The organism is Delftia sp. ASV31 (genome assembly GCF_016428765.1).
In the GTDB taxonomy this organism is placed as follows: domain Bacteria; phylum Pseudomonadota; class Gammaproteobacteria; order Burkholderiales; family Burkholderiaceae_C; genus Comamonas; species Comamonas acidovorans.
Genome location: NZ_JAELTK010000085.1, coordinates 5,032 through 27,106, shown reverse-complemented (window position 1 = coordinate 27,106; position 22,075 = coordinate 5,032). Strand labels below are relative to the sequence as shown.

Below are 22,075 nucleotides of genomic sequence, written 5' to 3'. Positions count from 1 at the left end.
GCCTGTGGCCCGCGCCGATCTGACGCTGGAGCTGGACCAGGGGCGCGACGATGGCGCCATTGCGGGCTGGCTGGAGTACCGCGAGGGCCTGGTGGATGAGCAGGTGGCTCAGGCCATCGCCATCGCATTGCCGGTGCTGCTGCAAGCGGCGCTGGCCCAGCCCTCGCTGCCGCTGTCCGTGCTGCCGCTGCAGCGGCCGGCCGACGCACGGCGCGGCCTGGACGCACTGCATCCGGCGCCGCTGGGCGAGCGCATCGAGAGCGCTGGCAGCCTGGCGGCGATGTTCGAGCGGCGCGCGCGCCAGTCGCCCGCCGCGACCGCGCTGATCGATGCGGGCCGCGCAGTCAGCTACCAGGAACTGGACGGGCGCTCGGCGACCCTGGCGGCCCACCTTGTCGCTCAGCTTGGCGCGTCAAGCGCCACAGGGGCCGGGGCAGGGGGGGCTGCAGCCGGCATTCCCGTGGCCGTGTGTCTGCCGCGCGGTGCCGACCTGGCCGTGGCCCTGCTGGCCGTGCTGCGCGCCGGCGCGGCCTTTGTGCCCATGGACCCGGACCATCCTGCGCAGCGCCTGGCCTATATGCTGGCCGACAGCGGTGCATCGCTGCTGCTGGCGCAGGGCCGGCCCGCATGGCTGCCGGCCGCTGGCGCTCCCCTGCTCATCGATCCCAGCATGCCGTTGCCCGAGGCCGAGGCGCCTGCGCTGTGCATCGGCCCCGATACCCTGGCCTACGTGCTCTACACCTCGGGCTCCACGGGCGAGCCCAAGGCTGTCATGGGACTGCACCGCGGCGCCGTGAATCGCCTGCTGTGGATGTGGGATGCCTATCCCTTTGTCGCGGGCGAAGTGTGCTGCCAGAAGACCACGCCGGCCTTCGTCGATTTCATCTGGGAGTTCTTCGGCCCCCTGCTGGCAGGCGTGCCCAGCGTGGTGCTGGCGCATGCCGATGTGGTGGACCCGCGTGCCTTTGCCGGCGCATTGGCGCGCCATGGGGTGACCCGGCTGGTGGTGGTTCCATCGCTGCTCAAGGCCCTGCTGGAGCCGGCCGCTGATACGGCAGGCCTGCTGCCCGCGCTGCGGCACTGTACGGTCAGCGGCGAGGCGCTTTCCAGCGACCTGGCCGGCCGCTTTCTTGCGGCACTGCCGGGCTGCCGCCTGCTCAACCTCTATGGCTCCTCTGAAATCTCGGCCGACTCGACCTTCCAGGAGGTGACACAGGCCGGTGGCCATCTCGTTCCCATAGGCCGGCCCATTCCGGGCCACCGCATTGCGGTCTGCGACGCCGCTGGCCAGGCACTGCCCGTGGGGGTGGCCGGGGAGATCGTGGTGGGCGGCGATGGCCTGGCGCTCGGCTACCTGGGCCGTGAGCGGGAGACCCGGCAGCGCTTCCAGCCCACTGCGGCCCTGGACGGCGCCCGCGGCTTTCGCACCGGCGACCTGGGCCGCTGGCGTCCCGATGGCGGGCTCGACTGCCTGGGGCGGCTGGATCGGCAGATGAAAATCCGTGGCGTTCGCGTAGACCCTGCGGAGGTGCGCGCGGCCCTGTTGCTTCACCCCGGCGTGGCCGACGCGGCCGCCGCCGGATGGGTGGGCACCGACGGCGAGACCGTTCTGGCCGCTTGGGTGGTGCACCTGCCGGGGCATGCGCCCGCCGCCTCCGCACTGCATGCCTGGTTGCGCGATCGCCTTCCCCGTGCAGCGCTGCCCAGTGCGTATGTGCGTCTGGCGCAGTTGCCGCTCAATCCGAACGGCAAGGTCGATGTGCGCGCCTTGCCGGCCCCGGGCCCCGACGACCTGCCGGCGAGCGGCGAGGGCAACGCGCCCCGCCTGCCGCTGACGGCCGCACAGGCGCGCCTGGCCGATGTCTGGGAGCGCGTGATCGGCTCCCGTCCCGGCAGCGCCGACGCGGATTTCTTCATGATGGGCGGGCATTCGCTCAATGCGGCCCGGCTGGCCCAGGCCGTCCGCCAGGAATGGGGCGTGCCACTGGACGCGGCGGCCGTGTTCGAGGTGCCGACGCTGGCCGCCATGGCGACGCGCATCGGCCAGGCTGCGCCCGCCGCGGGCCTGCCGGCCATCGGCCGGGGGCCGGCGCATCCGGGGCGCGAGGCTCGCGCCTCCTTCAACCAGGAACGCCTGTGGCTGATCGAGCAGCATGAGGCCCAGCGCGGTGCCTACAACCAGGTGGTGTGCTACCGCATTGGCGCCGGGCTGGATGCCGGAAGGCTGGAGCAGGCACTGCGCGCCGTGGTGCTGCGCCACGAGGCCTTGCGCACCCGCCTGGTGCTGCGCGATGGCCTGCTGTGGCAGCAGGTGGGGGAGGCCGGTGATTTCTCGCTGGTTCGGCGGGATCTCTCGGGCCCCGGTGCCGAAGCGGCGCTGGAGCGCTTTCTGGACGACGAAGTGGCGCGGCCGCCTGCGCTGGACCACGCGCTGCCCTGTTCGGCCACGCTGCTCACCCTGGGCATGCACGACCACGCGCTGGTGATTTCCATGCACCACACGGCGGTGGACGGCCAGTCCTGCGAAATATTCATGCGGGAGCTGGCGCATGCGCTGCAGGGCGGTGATCTGTCGGCGCTGCCGCCGCCCCTGCAATGCATCGATGTGTCCGAGTGGCAGCGCGCCTGCGGCGACAAGGGCCTGTGGGCACCGCAGCTTGAACACTGGCGGCGCGCACTGGCCGCCGCCCCCGCCGTGCTGGGACTGCAGCCCGAGCGCATGCCGCAGCGGCGCAGCTACCGCAATGCCCGGGCCGCGCTCTGCCTGCCGCCGGCGAGCATGCAGCGGGTGACGGCAGCGGCGCGGCAAGCGGGCACCACGCCCTTTGCGTTGCTGCTGGCCGTATGGGCTGCCACCCTGGCACGCTTTGGCGGTGATGCCGAAGTCATGGTTGCAACCCCCGTTTCCGCGCGCGAACGCGAGGGCATGGACAGCGCGGTCGGCTTCTTCAGCAACACCGTCGTCCTGCGCGTGGGCGTCAGCGGCAGTACCGGCCTGGATGTGCTTGCCCGCAACGTGCGCGACCAGCTGGCCGAGGCGCTGCGCCACCAGGATGTGCCCTTCGCCCAGGTGGTGGAGGCCTCGGGCGTGCCCCGCGCCGCGCAGCGCCCCGCGCTGGCACAGGCGATGTTCGTGCTCTCCCAGGGGCAGGACTGGGATCTGGTGTTCGACGGGCAGCGCGTCCCGCCCCGTATCCAGGCTGCACCGGTGTCGCGCTGCGACCTGTCGCTGGCCTTGCTGGCAGGGCAGGGCAAAGACGACCTCGTGCTCGGCGGTCATATCGAATATGCGGCCGATCTCTTCGGCCCCGCGCTGGCGGCGCGGCTGGCTTCGGCTTTTTCGGCCCTGCTGGAGGCCGCCTTGCAGCAGCCTGCCGCGCCGCTGGACGGCCATCCGCTGTGCGATGCGCATGAACAGGCCCTGCTGGACAGGCTGGCCTGCTCTGCGGCGCAGCCGCAGCGGTTGAACCCGCAGCACCAGGGTCCGCAGCGGCTCGATGCGTTGCTGCGCCGCGCCGCCGCGCAGCATCCCGGCCGGCCAGCCGTGGCCAGCATGGCGGGCGCACCGCAGGCGATGGACTATGGGCAGCTGTCGCGCCTGGCCTCGGCCTATGCACGCTGGTTGCGCAGCAAGGGACTGCAGGCGGGCGACTGCGTGGCGCTGGTCGCGCAGCGCTCGCCCGCGCTCATCGTGGCGCTGGCCGGGTTGTGGGAGGCGGGGGCCACCGTGGTTCCCGTGGACCCTGCCTATCCCGGCGCGCGCATCGCTGCCATGCTGGAAGATGCCTGCGCCACGGCCGTGGTGGCCGAGGCGCCCGTCGCGGGCTGCAGCCTGCCCCTGTGGCCCCTGCCCATGTCACTGTCCTTTCCCGTGGCAGGCGAGCCAGGCTCAGGCGTTGACTTGGTCGAAGGCCAGGACCAGGGTGCCCTTGGCGCCAGCGCCGCGCCGGCAGGCCATGGCGACGAAGCCCTGGCCTGCATCATCTTCACCTCGGGCTCCACGGGCCGACCCAAGGGCGTGCGCGTCACGCATGCCGCACTGTGCCGGCTGGCCGAGGCGGCGGGCACGGCCTTCGGCATCGGGCCCGGCAGCCGCGTGCTGCAGATGGCGGCCTTCGGCTTCGATGTGGCCATGTCCGATATCGCCTTCGCCCTGTCGGCCGGTGCCTGCCTGTGCCTGGCCTCGCGCGATCAACTCCTGCCTGGCGCCCCGCTGGTCGGCACGCTGCAGGCCATGGCCGTCACCCACCTGCAGATCCCCGCCTCGCTGCTGGTGGCCACGCCGGTGGCGGACCTGCCGTGCCTGCAGACCCTGGTCGTCGGCGGGGAACGCTGTCCCGATGCCGTGGCCGATGCATGGTCGCGCGGGCGCAGCCTTTTCGTGGCCTACGGCCCGACCGAGGCTACCGTGACAGCCACCGCCGCACGCCACCTGCCGGGCCAGTCGCCGGGCATAGGCCGCCCGCTGGGCGATGCGCGCCTGTACGTGGTGGACGACAAGGGGCGGCGGGTTCCCGTGGGGGTGGCCGGGGAGATCTGGATCGGCGGCCCGAATGTCAGTCCCGGCTATGTCGCCAGCGGCATGGGCGACGGACGTTTCGGCCCGGATCCTTTTGACGGCCCGGGAGGCGCACGCCTGTACCGCAGCGGTGACCGGGGCCGGTGGCGTGAAGACGGAACCCTGGAGTTCCTCGGGCGCATGGACCGCCAGATCAAGCTGCGCGGCTTTCGCATCGAGCCTGGCGAGATCGAGGCCGCCCTGCTGGAGCAGCCCGGCGTGGCCCAGGCCTTTGCCATGCCCTGGACCGATGCACATGGCCAGCAGCGCCTGGCCGCCTGGGTGGCCGGTGGCCAGGATCTGGACGCGGCAGCCTTGCGCGCGCGGCTGCGTGGCACGCTGGCCCCGCACATGGTGCCGGCCGTGGTGGTGCGCGTGGATGCGATGCCGCTGACTGCGCATGGAAAGATCGACAGCAGGGCGTTGCCGCAACCGCAGTTCGATGGCGGGGCGGACGGCGGCAGCCGGACTCCCTTGCCGGTGCCGGTGCCCGCGGCCACGCAGGCACGCGTGGCCGCGCTGTGGAGCGAGGTGCTCGGCCGTGCCGGCATCGATGCGGATGCCAACTTCTTCGACGTGGGTGGCCACTCGCTGCTGCTGGTGGCGCTGCACGACAGGCTGGGGTCGGACCTGGGTGTATCCGTGCCCATCAGCGAGCTGTTTCGCTTCACGACCATCCGCAGCCAGGCTGCGTATCTGGACGCGCTCCGGTCCCCGCACGATGGCGCAGCGCCGGTGGCCCAGCGGGTGCCGCAGCCTGCGGGCGAACAGGATGTAGCCGTCATCGGCATGGCCTGCCGCTATCCCGGTGCGCCTGATCTCGATGCCTATTGGCGCCTGCTGCTCGAAGGCCGCGAGGGCATCGACCACGGTGGCGCGCCAGACGCTCCGCTTCCGGGCTTCGTGGGCTCGGCCGGGCGCATCGGCGATGCGGACTGCTTTGATGCGGCCTTCTTCGGCGTGGGTCCGCGCGATGCCCTGACCTTCGACCCGCAGCACCGCGTGGCGCTGGAGTGCGCCTGGCACACGCTGGAGCATGCGGGCTACACGCCCGAAGCCCATGGCGGGCGAATCGGCGTCTTCCTGGGCGTGGGCACCAACACCTATCTGCGCGTGCTGTATCCGGGCGGCGAACTGCCGCCCGGCGCCGACACCTACCACGCGCTGTCATGCAATGACAAGGACTTTGCCGCCAGCCGCATCGCCTATCACCTGAACCTCAAGGGCCCGGCCATGGCCGTGCAGACGGCCTGCTCCTCGTCCCTGGTCGCGGTGGACATGGCCTGCCGTGCCATCCGCGAGGGCAGTGCCGAGATGGCCCTGGCCGGGGGCGTGTCCATCCAGTTCCCGCAGCGCGACGGCTACGTCCACCAGCCCGGCATGATCCTGTCGCCCGATGGACGCTGCCGCCCCTTCTCTGCCGACGCGGGCGGCACCGTGCCGGGAGGCGGCGTGGGCATGGTGCTGCTGAAATCGCTGTCCCGGGCCCTGGCCGATGGCGACAACGTGCTCGCCGTGGTGCGCGGCAGCGCCGTCAACAACGACGGCTCCGCCAAGGTCGGCTACACCGCGCCCGGCGCCGACGGGCAGGCCGGGGTGATTGCCGCCGCGCTGGCAGCGGCGCGCCTGGCTCCGGGCGACATCGACTACATCGAGGCCCATGGCACGGGCACGGCACTGGGCGACCCGGTGGAGATCGCGGCCCTGGGCCGTGTGTTCGGCAACACAGCCGGTGGCGCGGGCGCGCAGGACACGGCGGCCCGCAGCCGTCCCCTGGCGCTGGGCTCCGTCAAGAGCAACATCGGCCATGCCGATACGGCTGCAGGCATTGCAGGCTTCATCAAGGCCGTGCTGGCCGTGCACCATGGCGTGCTCCCGGCCAGCCTGCATTTTTCGGCCCCCAATCCGCATGCGGACTTTGCCTGCGTCCCCATCGAGGTGGTCTCCCGGCAGCGGCCGTGGACGCATGACGGCACGCGCCGCGCAGGCATCAGTGCCTTCGGCATCGGCGGCACGAATGCGCATGTGGTGATCGAGCAGGCGGCGGCGCACGCGCCCCATGCGTCCAGCACGGGCGCGCTGCCGCAGGCCTGGGTGCTGCCGCTGTCGGCGCGTACGCCGGCCGCGCTGCAGGCAGGCCTGCTGGCCCTGGCAGGGATGCTGGACAAGGCGCCAGAGACTTCGCTGGCCGACCTCTCGTTCACGCTGCACCAGGGCCGGGTCGCCTTTGCCTGGCGCGCGGCCGTGGTGGCGCACGGCACGGCCCAGGCGGCGGCGCTGCTGCGCCGTGCCGCGCCCTGTCAGGTGTCCCAGGTGTCTCAGGGCGACCGGCCTGCGCAGGCCTGGCTGTTTCCTGGCCAGGGCAGCCAGTATCCCGGCATGGGACGCGCGCTGTACGAGCAGGACGCCGACTACCGCAGCGTCTTCGATCGTTGTGCCGATGGGCTGGCTCCGCACCTGGGGCAGGATCTGCGCGGCATTCTGTATGGCCCGGTCGGCGTGGCCGTCGATGCCCAGGCACTGCGCCAGACCGAGCTGGCGCAGCCCGCGCTGTTCGCCGTGACCTATGCCATGGCCAGCGCCGCGCTGGCCCGCGGCCTGGAGCCGGCGGCCTTGCTGGGGCACAGCCTGGGCGAGTACGTGGCAGCCTGCCTGGCCGGGGTCTTCTCGCTGGACGACGCCCTGGCCCTGGTGGCCGCGCGCGGCCGCATGATGCAGGCGCTGCCGCACGGTGCCATGCTGGCCGCGCCGCTCACCCAGGCTCAGGCGCGCGAACTGCTGGCCAGCCCGGCCCATGCCGGCATCGACCTGGCCGCCATCAACGCGCCGCAGCAGTGCGTGTTCGCCGGGCCGGTGCCGGCCATAGACCGGCTGCAGGCGGCGCTGGCGGATGCGGGCCAGGCCGCCATGCGGCTGGACACCTCGCATGCCTTCCACTCCGCATCGATGGAGGGCATGCAGCGCGCGTTCACCGACTTGTTCGATGGCATGGTGCTGCACCCTCCGCAGCGACGCTTCCTGTCCAATCTCACGGGTACCTGGATCACGGACGCCGAGGCCACGGACCCGGCGTATTGGGCGTGCCACCTGCGTGCGCCAGTGCGCTTTGCCGACGGCCTGGAGACCCTGCGCTCCGAGGGCATCGGTGTGCTGGCCGAATTCGGCCCGGGCAGGGTGCTGGGCAAGCTCGCTGGCGCCAATGGATGGGCTGCAGATGCGCTGGCGCCCTCGGCGCTGCAGCGCAGCGAGGAGTCCGTCGCCGAGCCTGCGCTGGATGCGCTGCATGCGCGGCTGTGGTGCCTGGGCGCTGCCTCGCGTCCGGGGCGCCTGCCGCCCGCAGCCGGCCGACGCATTCCCCTGCCCGGATATGCCTTCGAACGCATCCGGCACTGGCCTGCCGAAGTGGCAGGCAAGCCGCATGCGCCAGCCGCCCCTTCGCTTTCCGCTGTTTCACCGGCCTCGCCTTTCCTGGGCGATGTCCGGGCCGCTCCGCCGAAGCTGCCCGACATGGCCGACTGGTTCCATGTGCCGGGCTGGCGCCGCGAGCCCGCTGCACAGGCCGCTGGCATTGCGTCACCCGCCGCAGCCTCGCTGCGCTGGATGGTGGTGGGCGTACACCTGCCGGCCGGCGCCGCGCTGGCGCAGGCCCTGAGCGTGGCCGGCCAGCAGGTGCTTGCCGTCAGCGCCGGCCAGGCGTTTGCCCAGGCGGCGCCCGGCCATTTCACGATCGGTGCTGGAGATCACCAGGATTTCCGGCGTCTTCTGGATGCCTTGCCGGAGCATGCACGGCCGCAGCGCATCGTGCACCTGGAGGCCACACGCGGCGGCGCGCCGGACGATCTGTTGCGGCGCGGCCTCTTCGGCGTCCTGGGGCTGGCACGCGCCCTGGGCAGCGCGGTGCCGCCCTGGCCGGTGCGGCTGGACATCGTGACCACTGGCGCAGCCGACGTGGACGGCGACGAGGCCCTGGCCGCGGGCGCTGCAACGCTGCTCGCCGCCGTCAAGGTGTTGCCGCTGGAGTATCCGAACCTCGATTGCCGCCTCATCGATGTCCGTGACATGGACGGCCCGGGCGCAGGCGAGGCGCTCCAGGCCCTGGCTGCCGAGCTGCTGCGCACCGATCCGCTGTCGCAGGCCCCGCAGCCCGTGGTCGCCCTCAGGCGCGGGCGGCGCTGGGTGCCGCAGTTCACGGCGCAGCGCCTGCCCGAGCCGCTGGCCGGCCAGGCGCGCTTCAGGCCTGCAGGCGTCTATGTGCTGACGGGTGGATTCGGCGGCATGGGCTCGGCGCTGGCGCGCGAGCTGGCCGGCAGCGGCGCGCATCTGGTGCTGCTGGGCCGGCATGTCGATGCATCCTTGGTCGCGCAGTTGCAATCGCGCGGCGCCCAGGTGCTGGCGCTGGCCTGCGATGTGTCCGACGCCAGAGCACTGGGCGATGCCCTGGCCCGGGCCCGCAGCCGGTTTGGCCGCGTGGACGGCGTGCTGCATGCGGCCGGGGTGGCGGACCAGGGCGGGGTGGTGCACAACCGCGACGACGCCAGCATCGCCACGGCCATGGCAGCCAAGGTCCAGGGCGCCCTGGCGCTGGATGCGGCCCTGGCCGGACACGAGCCCGACTTCGTTGTGCTGTTCTCCTCGCTGGGCACGGTGGTGCCGGGCAGCAAGTTCGGCCAGATCGGCTATGCCGCCGCCAACGAGTTCCTGGCGCTGTTCGCCGCCGAGCGCACGGCACGCCGTGGCGGCTTCACGCAGGCCATCGACTGGGACGACTGGACCGAAGTGGGCATGACCGTCATGGCCCGCCAGCGCTGGGGCCTGCCCGCGCTGGCCGCCAGCGAGGGACTGACGCCCGCCGAAGGCGTGGCCGTGCTGCGGCGTGCCCTGGCCTCGCCCCATCCCCGCGTATCGGTTTGCGTGCGCGACCTGCCCTCCCTGCTGCGCCTGGCCGGAAGCGTCTGGACGGACGCGGCTGCAGCGCCCGCAGGCCTGCCCGCCAGCGGCGAGCCGGCACTGGTCCCTGAGCAGGGCGGCGAAGGCCCGGACACGCGGCAACGGCTGGCCGCAGTCTGGCGCGAGGTTCTGGGCGTGGCCGAGATCGGTGCGCAATCCCACTTCTTCGAACTGGGCGGCCATTCCCTCATTGCCATGCGCGTGCTGGCCTATGTGCGTGAGCATTTCGGCGTGGAGCTGGGCATCGCGGCGGTGTTCGAGCATCCGGTGCTCGGCGACTTGGCGGACTTTGTTGACGCGTGCCGGCCCGTGGGCGGCACCGTGGAGGAATTCACCTTATGAAGAGTGCGAGCGACAGGGCAAGCGATCTGCTGGCCCGCCTGGCGCAGCTGGGCGTGACCGTGCAAGGCGAGGGCGGCGATCTGAAAGTGCGCGGCCCGGCAGGTGCCATTGGCGGGCAGATGCGCGATGAGCTGCGCGCGCTCAAGCCGCAGCTGCTGGCCCTGCTGTCACGCAGCGCGCCCGCGCCGGTGGCCGCAGGAGCTGCTGCAGAGGTGGACCCCGACCGCGTGCCGCTGTCCTTCAACCAGCGCCGGCTCTGGTTCCTGGACCGGCTGGAGGGCGGTGGCAGCGCCTTCATCATGGCCGCCTGTTTCGAGCTCGAAGGCCCTTTGGACCTTGAGGCCCTGCAGCAGGCGCTGACGGTGCTGGTGGAGCGCCACGAGCTGCTGCGCAGCGTCATCGTGGACGAGGCCGCCGAGCCTGTGCTGCGCATCGGCGCTGCCACGGCCGTGCGCCTTCAGCCAGAGTCCGTGGACGATGCCTCACCCCAGGGCCTGGCCGAGCTGATGGCGCAGCAGGCGCGCCAGCCCTTCGATCTGACGCAGGCGCCCCCCTTGCGGCTGCGCCTGTTTGCACTGGAGCCGCAGCGCCACGTGCTGGCCCTGTCGCTGCACCACATTGCCGGGGATTTCTGGTCCATGGGGCTGCTGCTGGCCGAACTCGGCCAGCTGTATGGCGCGGCCTGCCAGGGCCTGCCGTCGCCGCTGCAACCGCTGCCCCTGCGCTACCCCGACTACTCTGCCTGGCAGCGCGCCACGCTGGACGAGGCGCGGCTGGCACCGCAACTGGCCTTCTGGCAGGCGCAACTGCAGGGCGCACCCACCCAGCTGGCGATGCCGCTGGACAGGCCCCGGCCCGCAGAGCGCGGCGCCAGTGGCGCCCACCATCACTTTCGCATCTCGCCGGAGGGCACCCAGGCGCTGCAGGAGGCGTCAGCACGCGCAGGCGTCACGCCCTTCATGGCGCTGCTGGCCGCCTATGCCGCCGTGCTGGGGCGCTGGACCGGCCAGGACGAGGTCGTCATCGGCTGCCCGGTGGCCCACCGGGACACGCCGCAGACGCAGGGACTGGTCGGTTTCTTCATCGACACCCTGCCGCTGCGCATCGACCTGCGCGACGACCCCCAACCGGCCGAGCTGCTGCAGCGCGTTCGCCGCACATGCCTGCAGGCATTCGAGCACCAGGACCTGCCGTTCGAGCGCATCGTGCAGGCCGTGCGGCCCGAGCGGGCGCTCAACCGCGCGCCCCTGTTCCAGACCATGTTCGTGCAGCAGACCGCTGGTGCAGCCGTGCTGGCGATGCAGGGGCTGGCCGTGCGGCCGCTGCCCGTGCCAGCGGCGGCGCCGGAGCTGGACCTGAACCTGTCGGCGCGTCTGGACGGCGAAGCCTTCGCCTGCGACATGGAGTACGACGCCGACCTGTTCGACCCGGCCACCGTGGCTGCGCTGTGCGCGCAGTTTGCGCATGTGGCGGGGCAGTGGGCGTGCGGCCTTGCACTGTCCCGGCTGGCACTGGCCCCGCAGGCCTGCGCCGTGGCTCCCGCACCAGCCATGGCCGAGGGCGCTGCGCCGGCATCCGTACCCGCGCTGATAGCCCGCGCTGCCGATCGCTGGCCGCAGCGCATGGCCGTGCAGGCGGATGGCGCGGCACTTTCGCTGCGCGAGCTTGTGTGCCAGGCCGACGCACTGGCCGGGCGACTGCGCGGCGCGGGTGCCAGGCCCGGCGACCTGATCGGCCTGGGCCTGGGCAACTGCCTGGCTCTGCCGGTGGCCATGCTGGCGGCCTGGCGCTGTGGTTGTGCCTATGCCGTACTCAGCCTGGCGAGGCCGCTGGCACAGCGCGCGACCATGATGGAGGCGGCCGGCGTGCGCCTGGTCATTACCGCGTCTGCGGCGGAGCAGTGGCCTTCGCATACGGTGCTGGTGGCGCCGGACCTGGCGCCGGACCTGGTGGCAGAGCCTGCCGGCAGCGCCGCGCAGCAGTCCTGGCTCGCAGACCCCGCGCAACGGGCCTATGTCTGCTTCACCTCGGGATCGACCGGCGCCCCGAAGGGCGTGGTCGTGAGCCATGCCAACCTGGCCCACCATGCGGCAGCGGTGGCGCGTGAGTTCGGCCTGTGCGAGACCGATCGCGTGCTGCAGTTCGCGGCACCCGATTTCGATGTGGCTGCCGAGGAGATCTTCCCCACGCTGGCCTCCGGTGCCTGCGTGGTGCTGCGGGCACAGAACAGTCTTGACAGCCTGGAGGCTTTCCATGCCCAGGTGGCAGGCGCGCGGCTGACCGTGCTCAATCTGCCGTCCGCGTTCTGGCACGAGTGGGTGGGCATGCTGCATGCATCGGGCACGGCTGTTCCGCCCGACCTGCGGTTGGTGGTCACGGGCAGCGACCGCGTTTTCGTGCGCAGCTTGCGCCAGTGGCAGGCGCTGTGCCGCCATCCTGTGGCCCTGCTCAGCGGCTATGGCCCGACGGAGGCCACCATTTCGGCCGCGTTCTTCGACCCCGCGCACGACGTGCTGCCTCTGGCGGCCGAGATCCTGCCTCTGGGCCATGCGCTGCAGGGCGTGCAACTGGCCGTGGTGGACAGCGCCGGGCAGGCCTTGCCTGCCGGGGCCATCGGCGAAATCGTCATCGGCGGCGGTGGTGTGGCGCAGGGGTATCTGCAACAGGACGAGGCCACACAGGCCGCGTTTCGCGCCTGCGCCGCACTGGGCGGGGCGCGCGCCTATTGGAGCGGCGACCTGGCGAGGCGGCGTGCCGACGGTGCGCTGGAGTTCCTGGGCCGGCGCGATACGCAGGTGAAGATCCGGGGATTTCGCATCGAGCCCGCCGAGGTGGAGGCCGCCCTCATGGCCCATCCCTGCGTGCGCGAGGCTGCCGTGGTGCTGGCGCACGATGGCGCAGGCCAGCCGGTGTTGCTCGCGGTGGTTGCGGGACAGGCCGATGCGGCGGCGCTGCGCAGCTGGCTGTCCGAGCGGCTTGCGCCCTACATGGTGCCTGCCGTGTGCCGCGTGCTGGAGAGCCTGCCCCATACGGCATCGGGCAAGATCGACCGGCGCGCGCTGGCGGGGCTGGCCCTCCAGTCGCCGCCGCAGCTGCCTGTGGCGGACGGCACGGCCCAGCCTTGCAGCCCGCTGGAGGCCACCCTGGCCAGGCTCTTTGCCGAGGTGATGAACCTTGCGCAGGTGGGCGTCACCGACAACGTCTTCGACCTGGGTGTGGACTCCATCCGCTGCCTGCAGATCGTCTCGCGTGCGCGCCGCCAGGGCCTGGACCTGGTGGTGCGCGACATCTTCCGCACCCAGACCGTGCGTGCCCTGGCCGGAGAGATCGCCCTGCGGTCGCGGGCCGCGCCGACGGTACCGGTGGCGGAGGCCGGGGCACCGTTGTCACCGACCCCCATCCAGGCCTGGTTCCTGGAGCATGCAGGGTCAGGGGCCGCTCACTACAACCAGGCGGCCGTGCTGCGCGTGCCCCCGCAGTTGCCGGCCGAAACGCTGGAGCGGGCGCTGGCGGGCGTGGTGGCATGCCACGAGATGCTGCGCCTGCGGGTGGACGCGCAAGGCGTGCTGGATATTGCCCCCATGGCGCCCGGGCCTGTGCTGGACGTGGTCTGCCTGGAGGGCCTTGCACCGGCAGAGGCACAGCAGCGCCGGGCCGAAGCCTTTGCCGCGGCCCAGCGCGCCATAGACCCGGCGTCCGGCCGCATGGTGCGTGGCGTGCTGCTGCCCGGCTCGGGCCGGCTGATGCTGGCCATTCACCACCTGGCGGTGGATGCCTACTCGTGGTCGGTACTGCTGGAAGACCTGGCCCTGGCTTGCGCACAGGTGTCGCGCGGCGAGCCCGTGCGACTGCCCGCGCCCACCAGCTCCTATGCGCGCTGGTCGCACCGGCTTGGCGAACTGGCCGCCGGGCCCGAGGCGGCTGCGCAGGCGCAGGCGTTGCAACAGGCGTTCAGCCAGGTGGGCGCGACCGTGTTGCCTCCCCAGACGCCAGCCGGTTGCGTGGGCCAGGCCCAGACCCTGGCCTTCGAACTGGACGAGGAGACGACGCAGGCCCTGGTCCACGAGGTGCCGCGTGCCTTTGCCGCCCGCGTGGACGAGGCTTTGCTCGCCGCCCTGGTTGTGGCAGGCGTGCGGCTGGGGGTGCATGGCCCCTGGCGTGTGGATCTGGAGCGCAACGGACGCGCCGACCTCTTCGAGGAGCTGGACCTGTCTCGCACCGTCGGTTGGTTCACGGCGCTGCAGCGTGTGGGCATCGAGCCAGCTCACGGCGCCGCCGATGCCGTGGCGGTGGTGGCGCAGGTTGCCGCTCAGGTGCGCGGCGCCGCATGGCAGGGACTGGCGCTGGGGCTGCTGCGCTACCGCTCGCCCGACGGCGCCGTGCGCGCCGGCCTGGCCGCGCTGCCTGAACCGGAACTGCTGCTGAACTACCTGGGCCGCATGGACGGCGCCCCTGCCGGAGACGAGATCATCGCTCCGGTGGATGAGGCGGCGGGACCTGCGCAGGCCCCCGGACTGGCGCGCAGCCATGTGATCGAGCTCAATGCGGGGCTCTGGAATAGCCGGCTGCGCGGGGAACTGAGCTTTCCGGCAGGGGAGCCCAACCGCGAGCGCATCGCCCAATGGCTGGACGAGGTGAAGGCCGTGCTGGCCGAGATCGCCGGCGCCGCGCGCGAGGGCCGTGGAGCATGTGCTGCCCCGGCCGGGCAGGTGCCGCAGGCCGTTCCCCGCAGCCGTGCTCCGGTGGCCGTGCTGGCGCTCACGCCCCTGCAGCATGGCCTGCTCTACCACAGTCTGCGTGCACCCGATGACCAGGTCTACTTCGATCAACTGACACTGACCCTGCAGGGTCCGCTGGACCCGGCAGCGCTGCGCCGTGCCTGGGAAGCTGTGGTGGCACGCCACGGCGTGCTGCGTACCAGCTTCCACTGGGACGATGGCGAGGCCATGCAGCATGTGCATGCCCACGTGGAGCTGCCCTGGCAGCACGACGACTGGCGCACCATGGATACGGCCGCGCAGCATGCCGCCCTGTCGGCACTGCTGGCGCAGGACCGGGCCCGGGGCTTCGACCTGCGCCACGCGCCCCTGATGCGCCTGCATCTGCTGCACACGGCAGAAGACCGCCATGAGCTGTTGTGGAGCGCCCACCACCTGCTGCTGGACGGGTGGTCGGTCTCGGTGGTGATGGACGAGGTCTTCCGCCTGTACGGCCAGGCCCTGGGCGATGGCACGCCAGCGCTGCCGCGCGCGCCCGATTTCGCCGACTGCGTGCGCTGGCACCAGCGGCGCGACGTGCAGGCCGACCAGGCCTTCTGGCGCCAGGCGTTGCAGGGCCTGCACGAGCCCACCTCACTGGCCTTTCTGCGCCAGGCCGGGGAGCCTGTCGAGCCTGAGGCTCCGGACCCGATCGAATTCCTGCTGCCGCCTGCCACCAGCAGCGCCCTGGCCGCGCTGGCCCGCGCCGCGCGTGCCACGCCCGGCATCGTGCTGCAGGCCGCCTGGGCACTGCTGCTGTCGTGCCACAGCGGCAGCCGCGACCTGGTGTTCGGTGTGACCGTGTCGGGGCGCTCTCCCGACATCGCTGACGTGGAGCAAATGGTCGGCATGCTGATTGCCACGGTGCCGGCGCGTGTGCATGTGGCTGCCGGCATGCCGCTGCTCTCGTGGCTGTCCGCGCTGCAGCAGGACCACCTGGAGCGCGAGCAGCATGCGGCCGCATCGCTGGCGGAAATCCGCCAGGCTTCGGAACTGGAGCCAGGCTGCGATCTGTTCCAGTCCCTGGTTCTGGTGCAGAACTATCCTGCGCCCGATGCGCTGCAGGCCGGTGGTCTGCGCCTGGCCGCAGTCGCCAGCCATGAGCGCACGAACTTCCTGCTCACCCTGGCCTGCATGCAAGGCGCGGATGGATGGCGCCTGGCACTGCACCGCGACCGCGAGCAGGTGCCGGCTGCGGCAGCGCGCCGCCTGCTGTCGCACCTCGATGCACTGCTTGCCGCCATGGCGGCGCAGCCCGGTCAGGCACTGGGCTCGCTGCTGCAGCTCGCGCCCGAGCAGGCGCGCGATGCCCTGGAGGCCGGCACCGGCCCTGTCGAGACCATGGACGAGCGCTTTCTGGTGGACTGGATCGACCACTGGGCGCAGCACACGCCCGGCGCCACGGCCCTGGAAGGGCCGCACGGTCGCATGGACTATGCGCAACTGGCGATGTTGTCGCGCCAGGCGGCCTGCTCGCTGTCTGCCCTGGGCGCAGGGCAAGAAACCCGTGTGGCCCTGTGCCTGGGCCGCTCGCCCGTCTGCCTGGCGGCAATTGCCGCAATCCTGCGCGCGGGCGCAGCCTTTGTGCCCATCGACCCTGCGCTGCCGGCGCAGCGCCAGCGCTTCATGCTGGAGGACAGCGGCGCAGTGCTGGTGCTGGCCGATGCCGCGCTGCCCGTGGCGCAGGAACTGGGTTTGCGCTGCCTCACGCCGGAGCAGTTGTTCGGCACCATGTCGCCAGACGAGGCTGCCGAGGCCACTGTGCTTGCCCAACCGCAGGCCTCGTCCTCGGCCTATGTGATCTATACGTCCGGCTCCACGGGCACGCCCAAGGGCGTGGTCAATACGCGGGCGGGCATGCGCGCCCTGGCCCATGCCCAGCAGCGCGTGTTCGCGCTGGATGGAAGCGATCGCGTGCTGCAGTTCGCCTCGCTGTCCTTTGACGCCTCCATCTGGGAGATGACCATGGCCTGGCGCCATGGGGCGGCGCTGCTGGTGCCTGCCCCGGACATGGCAAGGGCCGGGCCACAGCTGCAGGCCTTTGTGCGGCGCCATGGCATCACCGCCGCAACGCTGCCGCCCACGGTGCTTTCCACCCTGGATGCGGCCTCGCTTGATGCGCTGCGCCTGCTGGTGGTGGCCGGCGAGGCCTGTGCACCGGAGTTGGCGCTGCGGTGGTCGGTGGGCCGGCGCTTTTTCAATGCCTATGGACCGACCGAAGCTTCGGTGGCTGTCAGCGTGCAGGAGGGCGTGCAACGCGCCGACCGGCTGCCCATTGGACGGCCGCTGCCGAACATGCAGCTGCATGTGCTGGACGAGGACATGCGCCTGCTGCCCCCGGGGGCGCCGGGGGAGCTGTACATCGGCGGTGCAGGGCTGGCGCGGGGCTACCTGGGGCGTCCCGGGCTGACGGCGGCCAGCTTTGTGCAGGATCCGTTCGGCGACCCCGGCGAGCGGCTGTACCGCACGGGCGACCGGGGCTGGCGCCTGGCCGATGGGCGCGTGCACTTTGCAGGCCGCAACGACCACCAGGTCAAGCTGCGCGGCCTGCGCATCGAGCTGGGCGAAATCGAGGCTGCGCTGGCCACCCACCCGGGCGTGGAGGCCGCAGCGGTGCTGGTCATTGCGCACGGCGAGGCCGATCACCGGCTGACGGCCTTCGTGGGGGCCGCGCACCCCGTCGGCGCCGAGGCGTTGCGCGCGTACCTGGCGGCCCGCCTGCCTGCGCACATGGTTCCCGCCTATTTCGTGGAGCTGAACCAGCTCCCGCTCACCCACAGCGGCAAGATCGACCGCCAGGCACTGGGCCGGCAACTGGCGGCGCAGCCGGCACGGCCGTCTTCGCCAGCGCCTGCCGCCGACGCCGCTGCAGGCGACGCCTGCGCGCGGCTGGCGGCGGTCTGGGCCCAGGTGCTGGGCGTTGCCGAGGTGGGGCCGCACCAGAGCTTTTTCGAGCTGGGCGGGGACTCCATTCTTGCCATCCAGGTGGTTGCGCGGGCCAACCGGCAGGGGCTGGCCATCACGCTGGCGCAGCTGATGGACCCGGCCTCGCAGACGGTGGCTGCTCTCGTGGCGCTGCTGGGTCAGGACGGAGGGCCGGTGGCGCAGCCCTGCGCCACCGAGGACGTTGCAGGCGATGGCCGCGTGCCGCTCATGCCCATCCAGCGCTGGTTCCTGGCGCTGGAGGCTCCGCAGCGCCAGCACTACAACCAGAGTTTCCTGTTGACCGTGCCTGCCGACCTCGCGCCCGAGCGGCTGCAGGCCGCGCTGGCGCTGCTGCTGCAGCGCCATGATGCGCTGCGCCTGCGCTATCGCCGCGAGGACGGCGGCTGGGTGCAGACGCTGGCCGATGGCCTTGTGCCGCCTGCGGTCCCGCTGCTGCAGGTGGTGGCATCGCCGCCTGGCGAAACGCCGGCCGCATGGCGCGAGCGGCTGCAGGCCGCCGCCGTGGCCAACCAGGAGCGGCTGGACCTGCAGGCGGGCCCGCTGATGCACGCGGCTCTGTACCTTCCCCCGGGCCAGGAGGAGGCGCCAACTCATGCACAGGCACAGGCACGCCTGCATCTGGTCGTGCACCACCTGGCCATCGACGCCGTATCCTGGCGCGTGCTGCTGGACGATCTGGCCGAGGCCTGCCGCCTTGGCCGCATTGCCAGGCCGCCTGGCGCGTCCTTCAGCCATTGGGCGGCAGCCGTGTCGCGCCATGCTGCATCGCAGTCGGCGCGTGCCGAGCTGCCGTACTGGCTGGCCCAGTCTGGCGACGCCTGCCTGCCGCTGGCGCGTGGCGCCGGGGCAGCCTCCACGGTGGGCGAAGCCGTCACCCTCGGCGTGCAGTTGTCCGTGGACGAGACTGGCGCCTTGCTGCGCGAGGCGCCACGAGTCCATGGTGCCTCCATGCAGGAGCTGCTGCTGGCGGCGCTGGCCTCGGCCCTGGCCGGTCGCGTCCAGGGCCGCTGCATCGGTGTGGCGCTGGAGTCGCATGGCCGCGATGTGGTGCTTGAAGGCCTGGAGGTGGGCTCCACCGTGGGGTGGTTCACGGCGCTGGCACCCCTGGCACTGCCGCTGCCTCGATCGTTGCCCGATGCCCCGCCTGCGGACGGCGCTGCGGGCCCGTCCGCGCTGTCTGCTCTTGCGGTCGTGCGTGAGGCGCTGCGCGCCATGCCTCGGCGCGGCTTCGGCTACGGCGTGCTCAGCCAGCTTTCGCCCGAGCCGGCCGTGCGCCAGGCCCTGGCCGCGCAGGCCCCGCCCGGCATCGCCTTCAACTACCTGGGGCAATGGGATACGGCCTGGCCCGAAGGCGAGGGCCTGCGCCCGGCGCCGGAGCGCGACGGCCCGGGCTTCGCGGCGAGCACGCCGCGTGCCTTCCCGCTGGAAGTCAATGCCATGGTGGCGGACGGGCGGCTGGCGCTGGATCTCACCTACGATCCCCGGGACCTGGAGGAAGGCTGGATTGCGGCGCTGGCCGCCGACATGCAGGCCTGGCTGGTGCACGCGGCGGCCAGTGCGCGGCAAGCCGGTTCTGTACAGGCAGGCGGCGCACAGGCCAGCCCGTCCTTGCGCGCGCCAGCCTTGCCCTCGCATGGCCTGGGGCCGCAGCAGGGCGCCATGCTGGCCCACGCCCTGGCCTGCCCGGGATCGTCCGCCTATGTGGTGCAACTGGGGGCCAGCCTGCCTGCGACGCTGGACGTGCCCGCTTTCATGGCTGCCTGGAACGCCGCCGTGGCTCGCCATGCGGCGCTGCGCGCCTGTTTCTCTGTGGACGCAGCAGACGGGTCGGGGCGCCAGCATGTGGACGACAGCCTCACCGCCGCGCCCTGGCGCACCGAGGACTGGTCTGCCTGGGCACCCGCCGATGCACAGGTCGCATACGATGCGCTGCTCGAGATCGAGCAGGCGCGCGGCTTCGATCTTGCCAGCGCCCCGCTGATGCGCTTTGCGCTCGCCCGCATGCCGGACGGCGGCTGGCGCTTTTGCTGGACCTACCATCACCTGCTGGTCGATGGCTGGTCGATGCCGATTTTGATGGCCGATGTGCAGGCCGTTTATGCGGGCCGCTTGCCCGGCGCGGCGGCGCCCGACACTCCAGCGCCCGACGTGCGGCGCTTCCTCGACTGGCTGGATGCGCAGGATGCGCGCAGCGCGCAGGCCTTCTGGAAGAATGAACTGGCGGGCCTGGCGCCCTCGCGCTGGCCTGCTGCCGAGGCAGCCGTGGCCAGCGGACGTTCCCGTCAGGTGCACCGGGTGCTGGCAGCAGGGACGGGCGCCAGCGTGGCTGCCTTTGCCCGCCGCCACCGCCTGTCGGTGCCCAGCGTGGCCCTGCTGGCGTGGGCGCTGGTGCTGGCGCGGCACATGGGGCGCGACGACCTGGCCTTTGGCGTCACCTCGGCCCTGCGTCCCGCCGAACTCGAGGGTGCCGAGGCCATGGTGGGCGCCATGCTGGCCACACCGCCGTTGCGCGTGAGGCTGGACCGGGCGCAGGGCTTTGCCGCCGCCTGCCAGCAGTTGCAGCGCTGGCGCATGCAGGCGTCCGGTCATGCCTGGCTGGCGCCACGGGCTATCGCATCGGCCGCCGGGCTGGCCGCTGCCGATGACCTGTTCGGCACGGCGCTGCGCATCCAGAACTACCCGCTGGGCGAGTTGGGCAACGACAGCGCCGCCCTGACTTTTCACGATGTGGACATCCGTGACGCCTGGCACCACCCGTTCAACCTGGAAGTCATGCCCGGCGACGATTTTCGCCTGCTGGCGGTGCACGACGCGCTCAAGGTTGCTCCCGCCGTGGCCGACGCCCTGCTGGAGTCCATGGCGCGCCTGCTGGAGACGCTGGACCAGGACCGGCCGCTGACCTATTGGCTTGAGGAGACACATGGCTGACGCAACACCGCTTTATCTGCGCGAGGACGTGGTGGCCGTGCCACGGTTCGCGGGCTGGTATGCCTGGTCCTTTCTGATTTCGCCCGCCACGGCGGCCCTGTACCTGGCCAACCGCTACGTGCGCATCATGGAGTCCTATCTGGAGGCGCCCGAGCTCCATGCCCAGGCCGTGGCCAATGCCGCCATGCGCGGCGGCCCCTTCATGGACTGGCCGGCCGAGCGCCGCGGGGACATCCAGGCCCTGCTGGACGAGACGCGCCAGCGCCATGCCGCGCTGTTGTCGTTTGCTGCCGACCTGGGGCAGTGCTGGGAGTTGCTCAAGACCCAGGCCGACGGGCATTCGATGGCGCAGCTGTATCCGCGCCTTCCCGATTCGGTGCGCGGCTATGCGGAGCTCGTGTACTCGCTGACCGGCGCACCGGACCTGCGCCTGATCGAGGCGCTGCTCTACCGCAGCCCGCTGTATGACACCTCGGCTCAGAGCACGCTGGTGATGCGCGGCGGCGATGTGCGGCCCTTTGCCCTGGGCACGCCGCAGCTCGAACGTGACGGGGCGGTCGCCCTGCAGATTCCGTATGCCAGCCCCGCCAACGACATGCTGGCAGCGCTGCGGCACGCACCGCGCCCCTTCGACGCCATCGCCGAGTCGCTCGGGCTGGAGGGCGCGCGGGCCGACCGCTTCCACGCTTTGCTGACCGGCACGCCACCGGCCCGGCGCGGTGGGGACCTGGCGGACACGGCGCCGGTGGGCAGCGCGCGCTGGCGGTATTTCGGCCATGCCTGCGTGCTGGTCGAGACGCCAGGTGGGCGCAGCGTGCTGATCGATCCCCTGGTGCCTGCCGGTGGCAGCGCGGGCCAGACACCGCGCTTCACGCTGGCCGACCTGCCGCAGCGCATCGACTGCGTGGCGCTGACGCACAACCACCAGGATCATGTGCAGCTGGAGACCTTGCTGGCCCTGCGCTCGCGCATCGGTCGGGTTCTGGTGCCAGCCGGTGGGGGAGGCAGTCTTGCCGACCCCTCGCTCAAGCTCGCACTGCAGGCGGCGGGCTTTGCCGATGTGCAGGAAATCGGCCCGCTGGAGGTCTTCAGCGAGGGCGACCTGACGGTCACCGCCCTGCCTTTCCTGGGCGAGCATGCGGATCTGGACATTCGCACCAAGGCCGCCTGGCTGGTGGATGCCGCCGGCAGCCGCCTGCTGTTCGCGGCGGACTCCAACAATCTGGAGCCTCGCCTGTACGAACACCTGCGCCCCGTGGTGGGTTCGCTGCAGGCCCTGTTCATCGGCATGGAGTGCGAGGGCGCGCCCCTGAGCTGGCTGTACGGTCCGCTGCTGCCGACACCGCTGGACCGCGCACGCGACCAGTCGCGCCGGCTCGACGGCTCGGACTACCGCCGCGCCATGGGCCTGCTGCGCATGCTGCAGTGCGAACAGGTCTTCGTCTATGCACTGGGGCTGGAGCCGTGGCTGTCGTTCATCACCAGCATCGAGTTCGACCCGGAGTCGGCCGCCATGCGCTCCGTGCGCTCCCTGCTGGCCGCCTGCGAGGATCTGGGCATCCCGGCCGAGCGCCTCTACGGAAAAGCCGAAGGCTGA

Annotated in this window: 3 protein-coding genes; all 3 read left to right on the top strand. The window is 71.9% G+C overall.

Going from position 1 to position 22,075, the window contains the following annotated elements; genetic code table 11:
* Positions 1-4: 4 nt before the first annotated feature.
* Genes JHD82_RS23780 through JHD82_RS23770 form a run of 3 tightly spaced genes read left to right on the top strand, consistent with a single transcriptional unit; the run spans position 5 to position 22,075 of the window.
* Complete coding sequence (locus tag JHD82_RS23780; RefSeq protein WP_307838117.1) at positions 5-9,847, top strand: non-ribosomal peptide synthetase/type I polyketide synthase; 9,843 nt, start codon at positions 5-7, stop codon at positions 9,845-9,847.
* Positions 9,844-20,478 (top strand): non-ribosomal peptide synthetase, encoded by a 10,635-nt coding sequence (locus JHD82_RS23775; protein WP_199139131.1) that lies wholly within the window; start codon positions 9,844-9,846, stop codon positions 20,476-20,478. The genes JHD82_RS23780 and JHD82_RS23775 overlap by 4 nt, the downstream gene beginning before the upstream one ends.
* Entirely contained in the window at positions 20,471-22,075 is a 1,605-nt protein-coding gene (locus JHD82_RS23770) for an MBL fold metallo-hydrolase (protein WP_199139129.1), read from the top strand. The genes JHD82_RS23775 and JHD82_RS23770 overlap by 8 nt, the downstream gene beginning before the upstream one ends.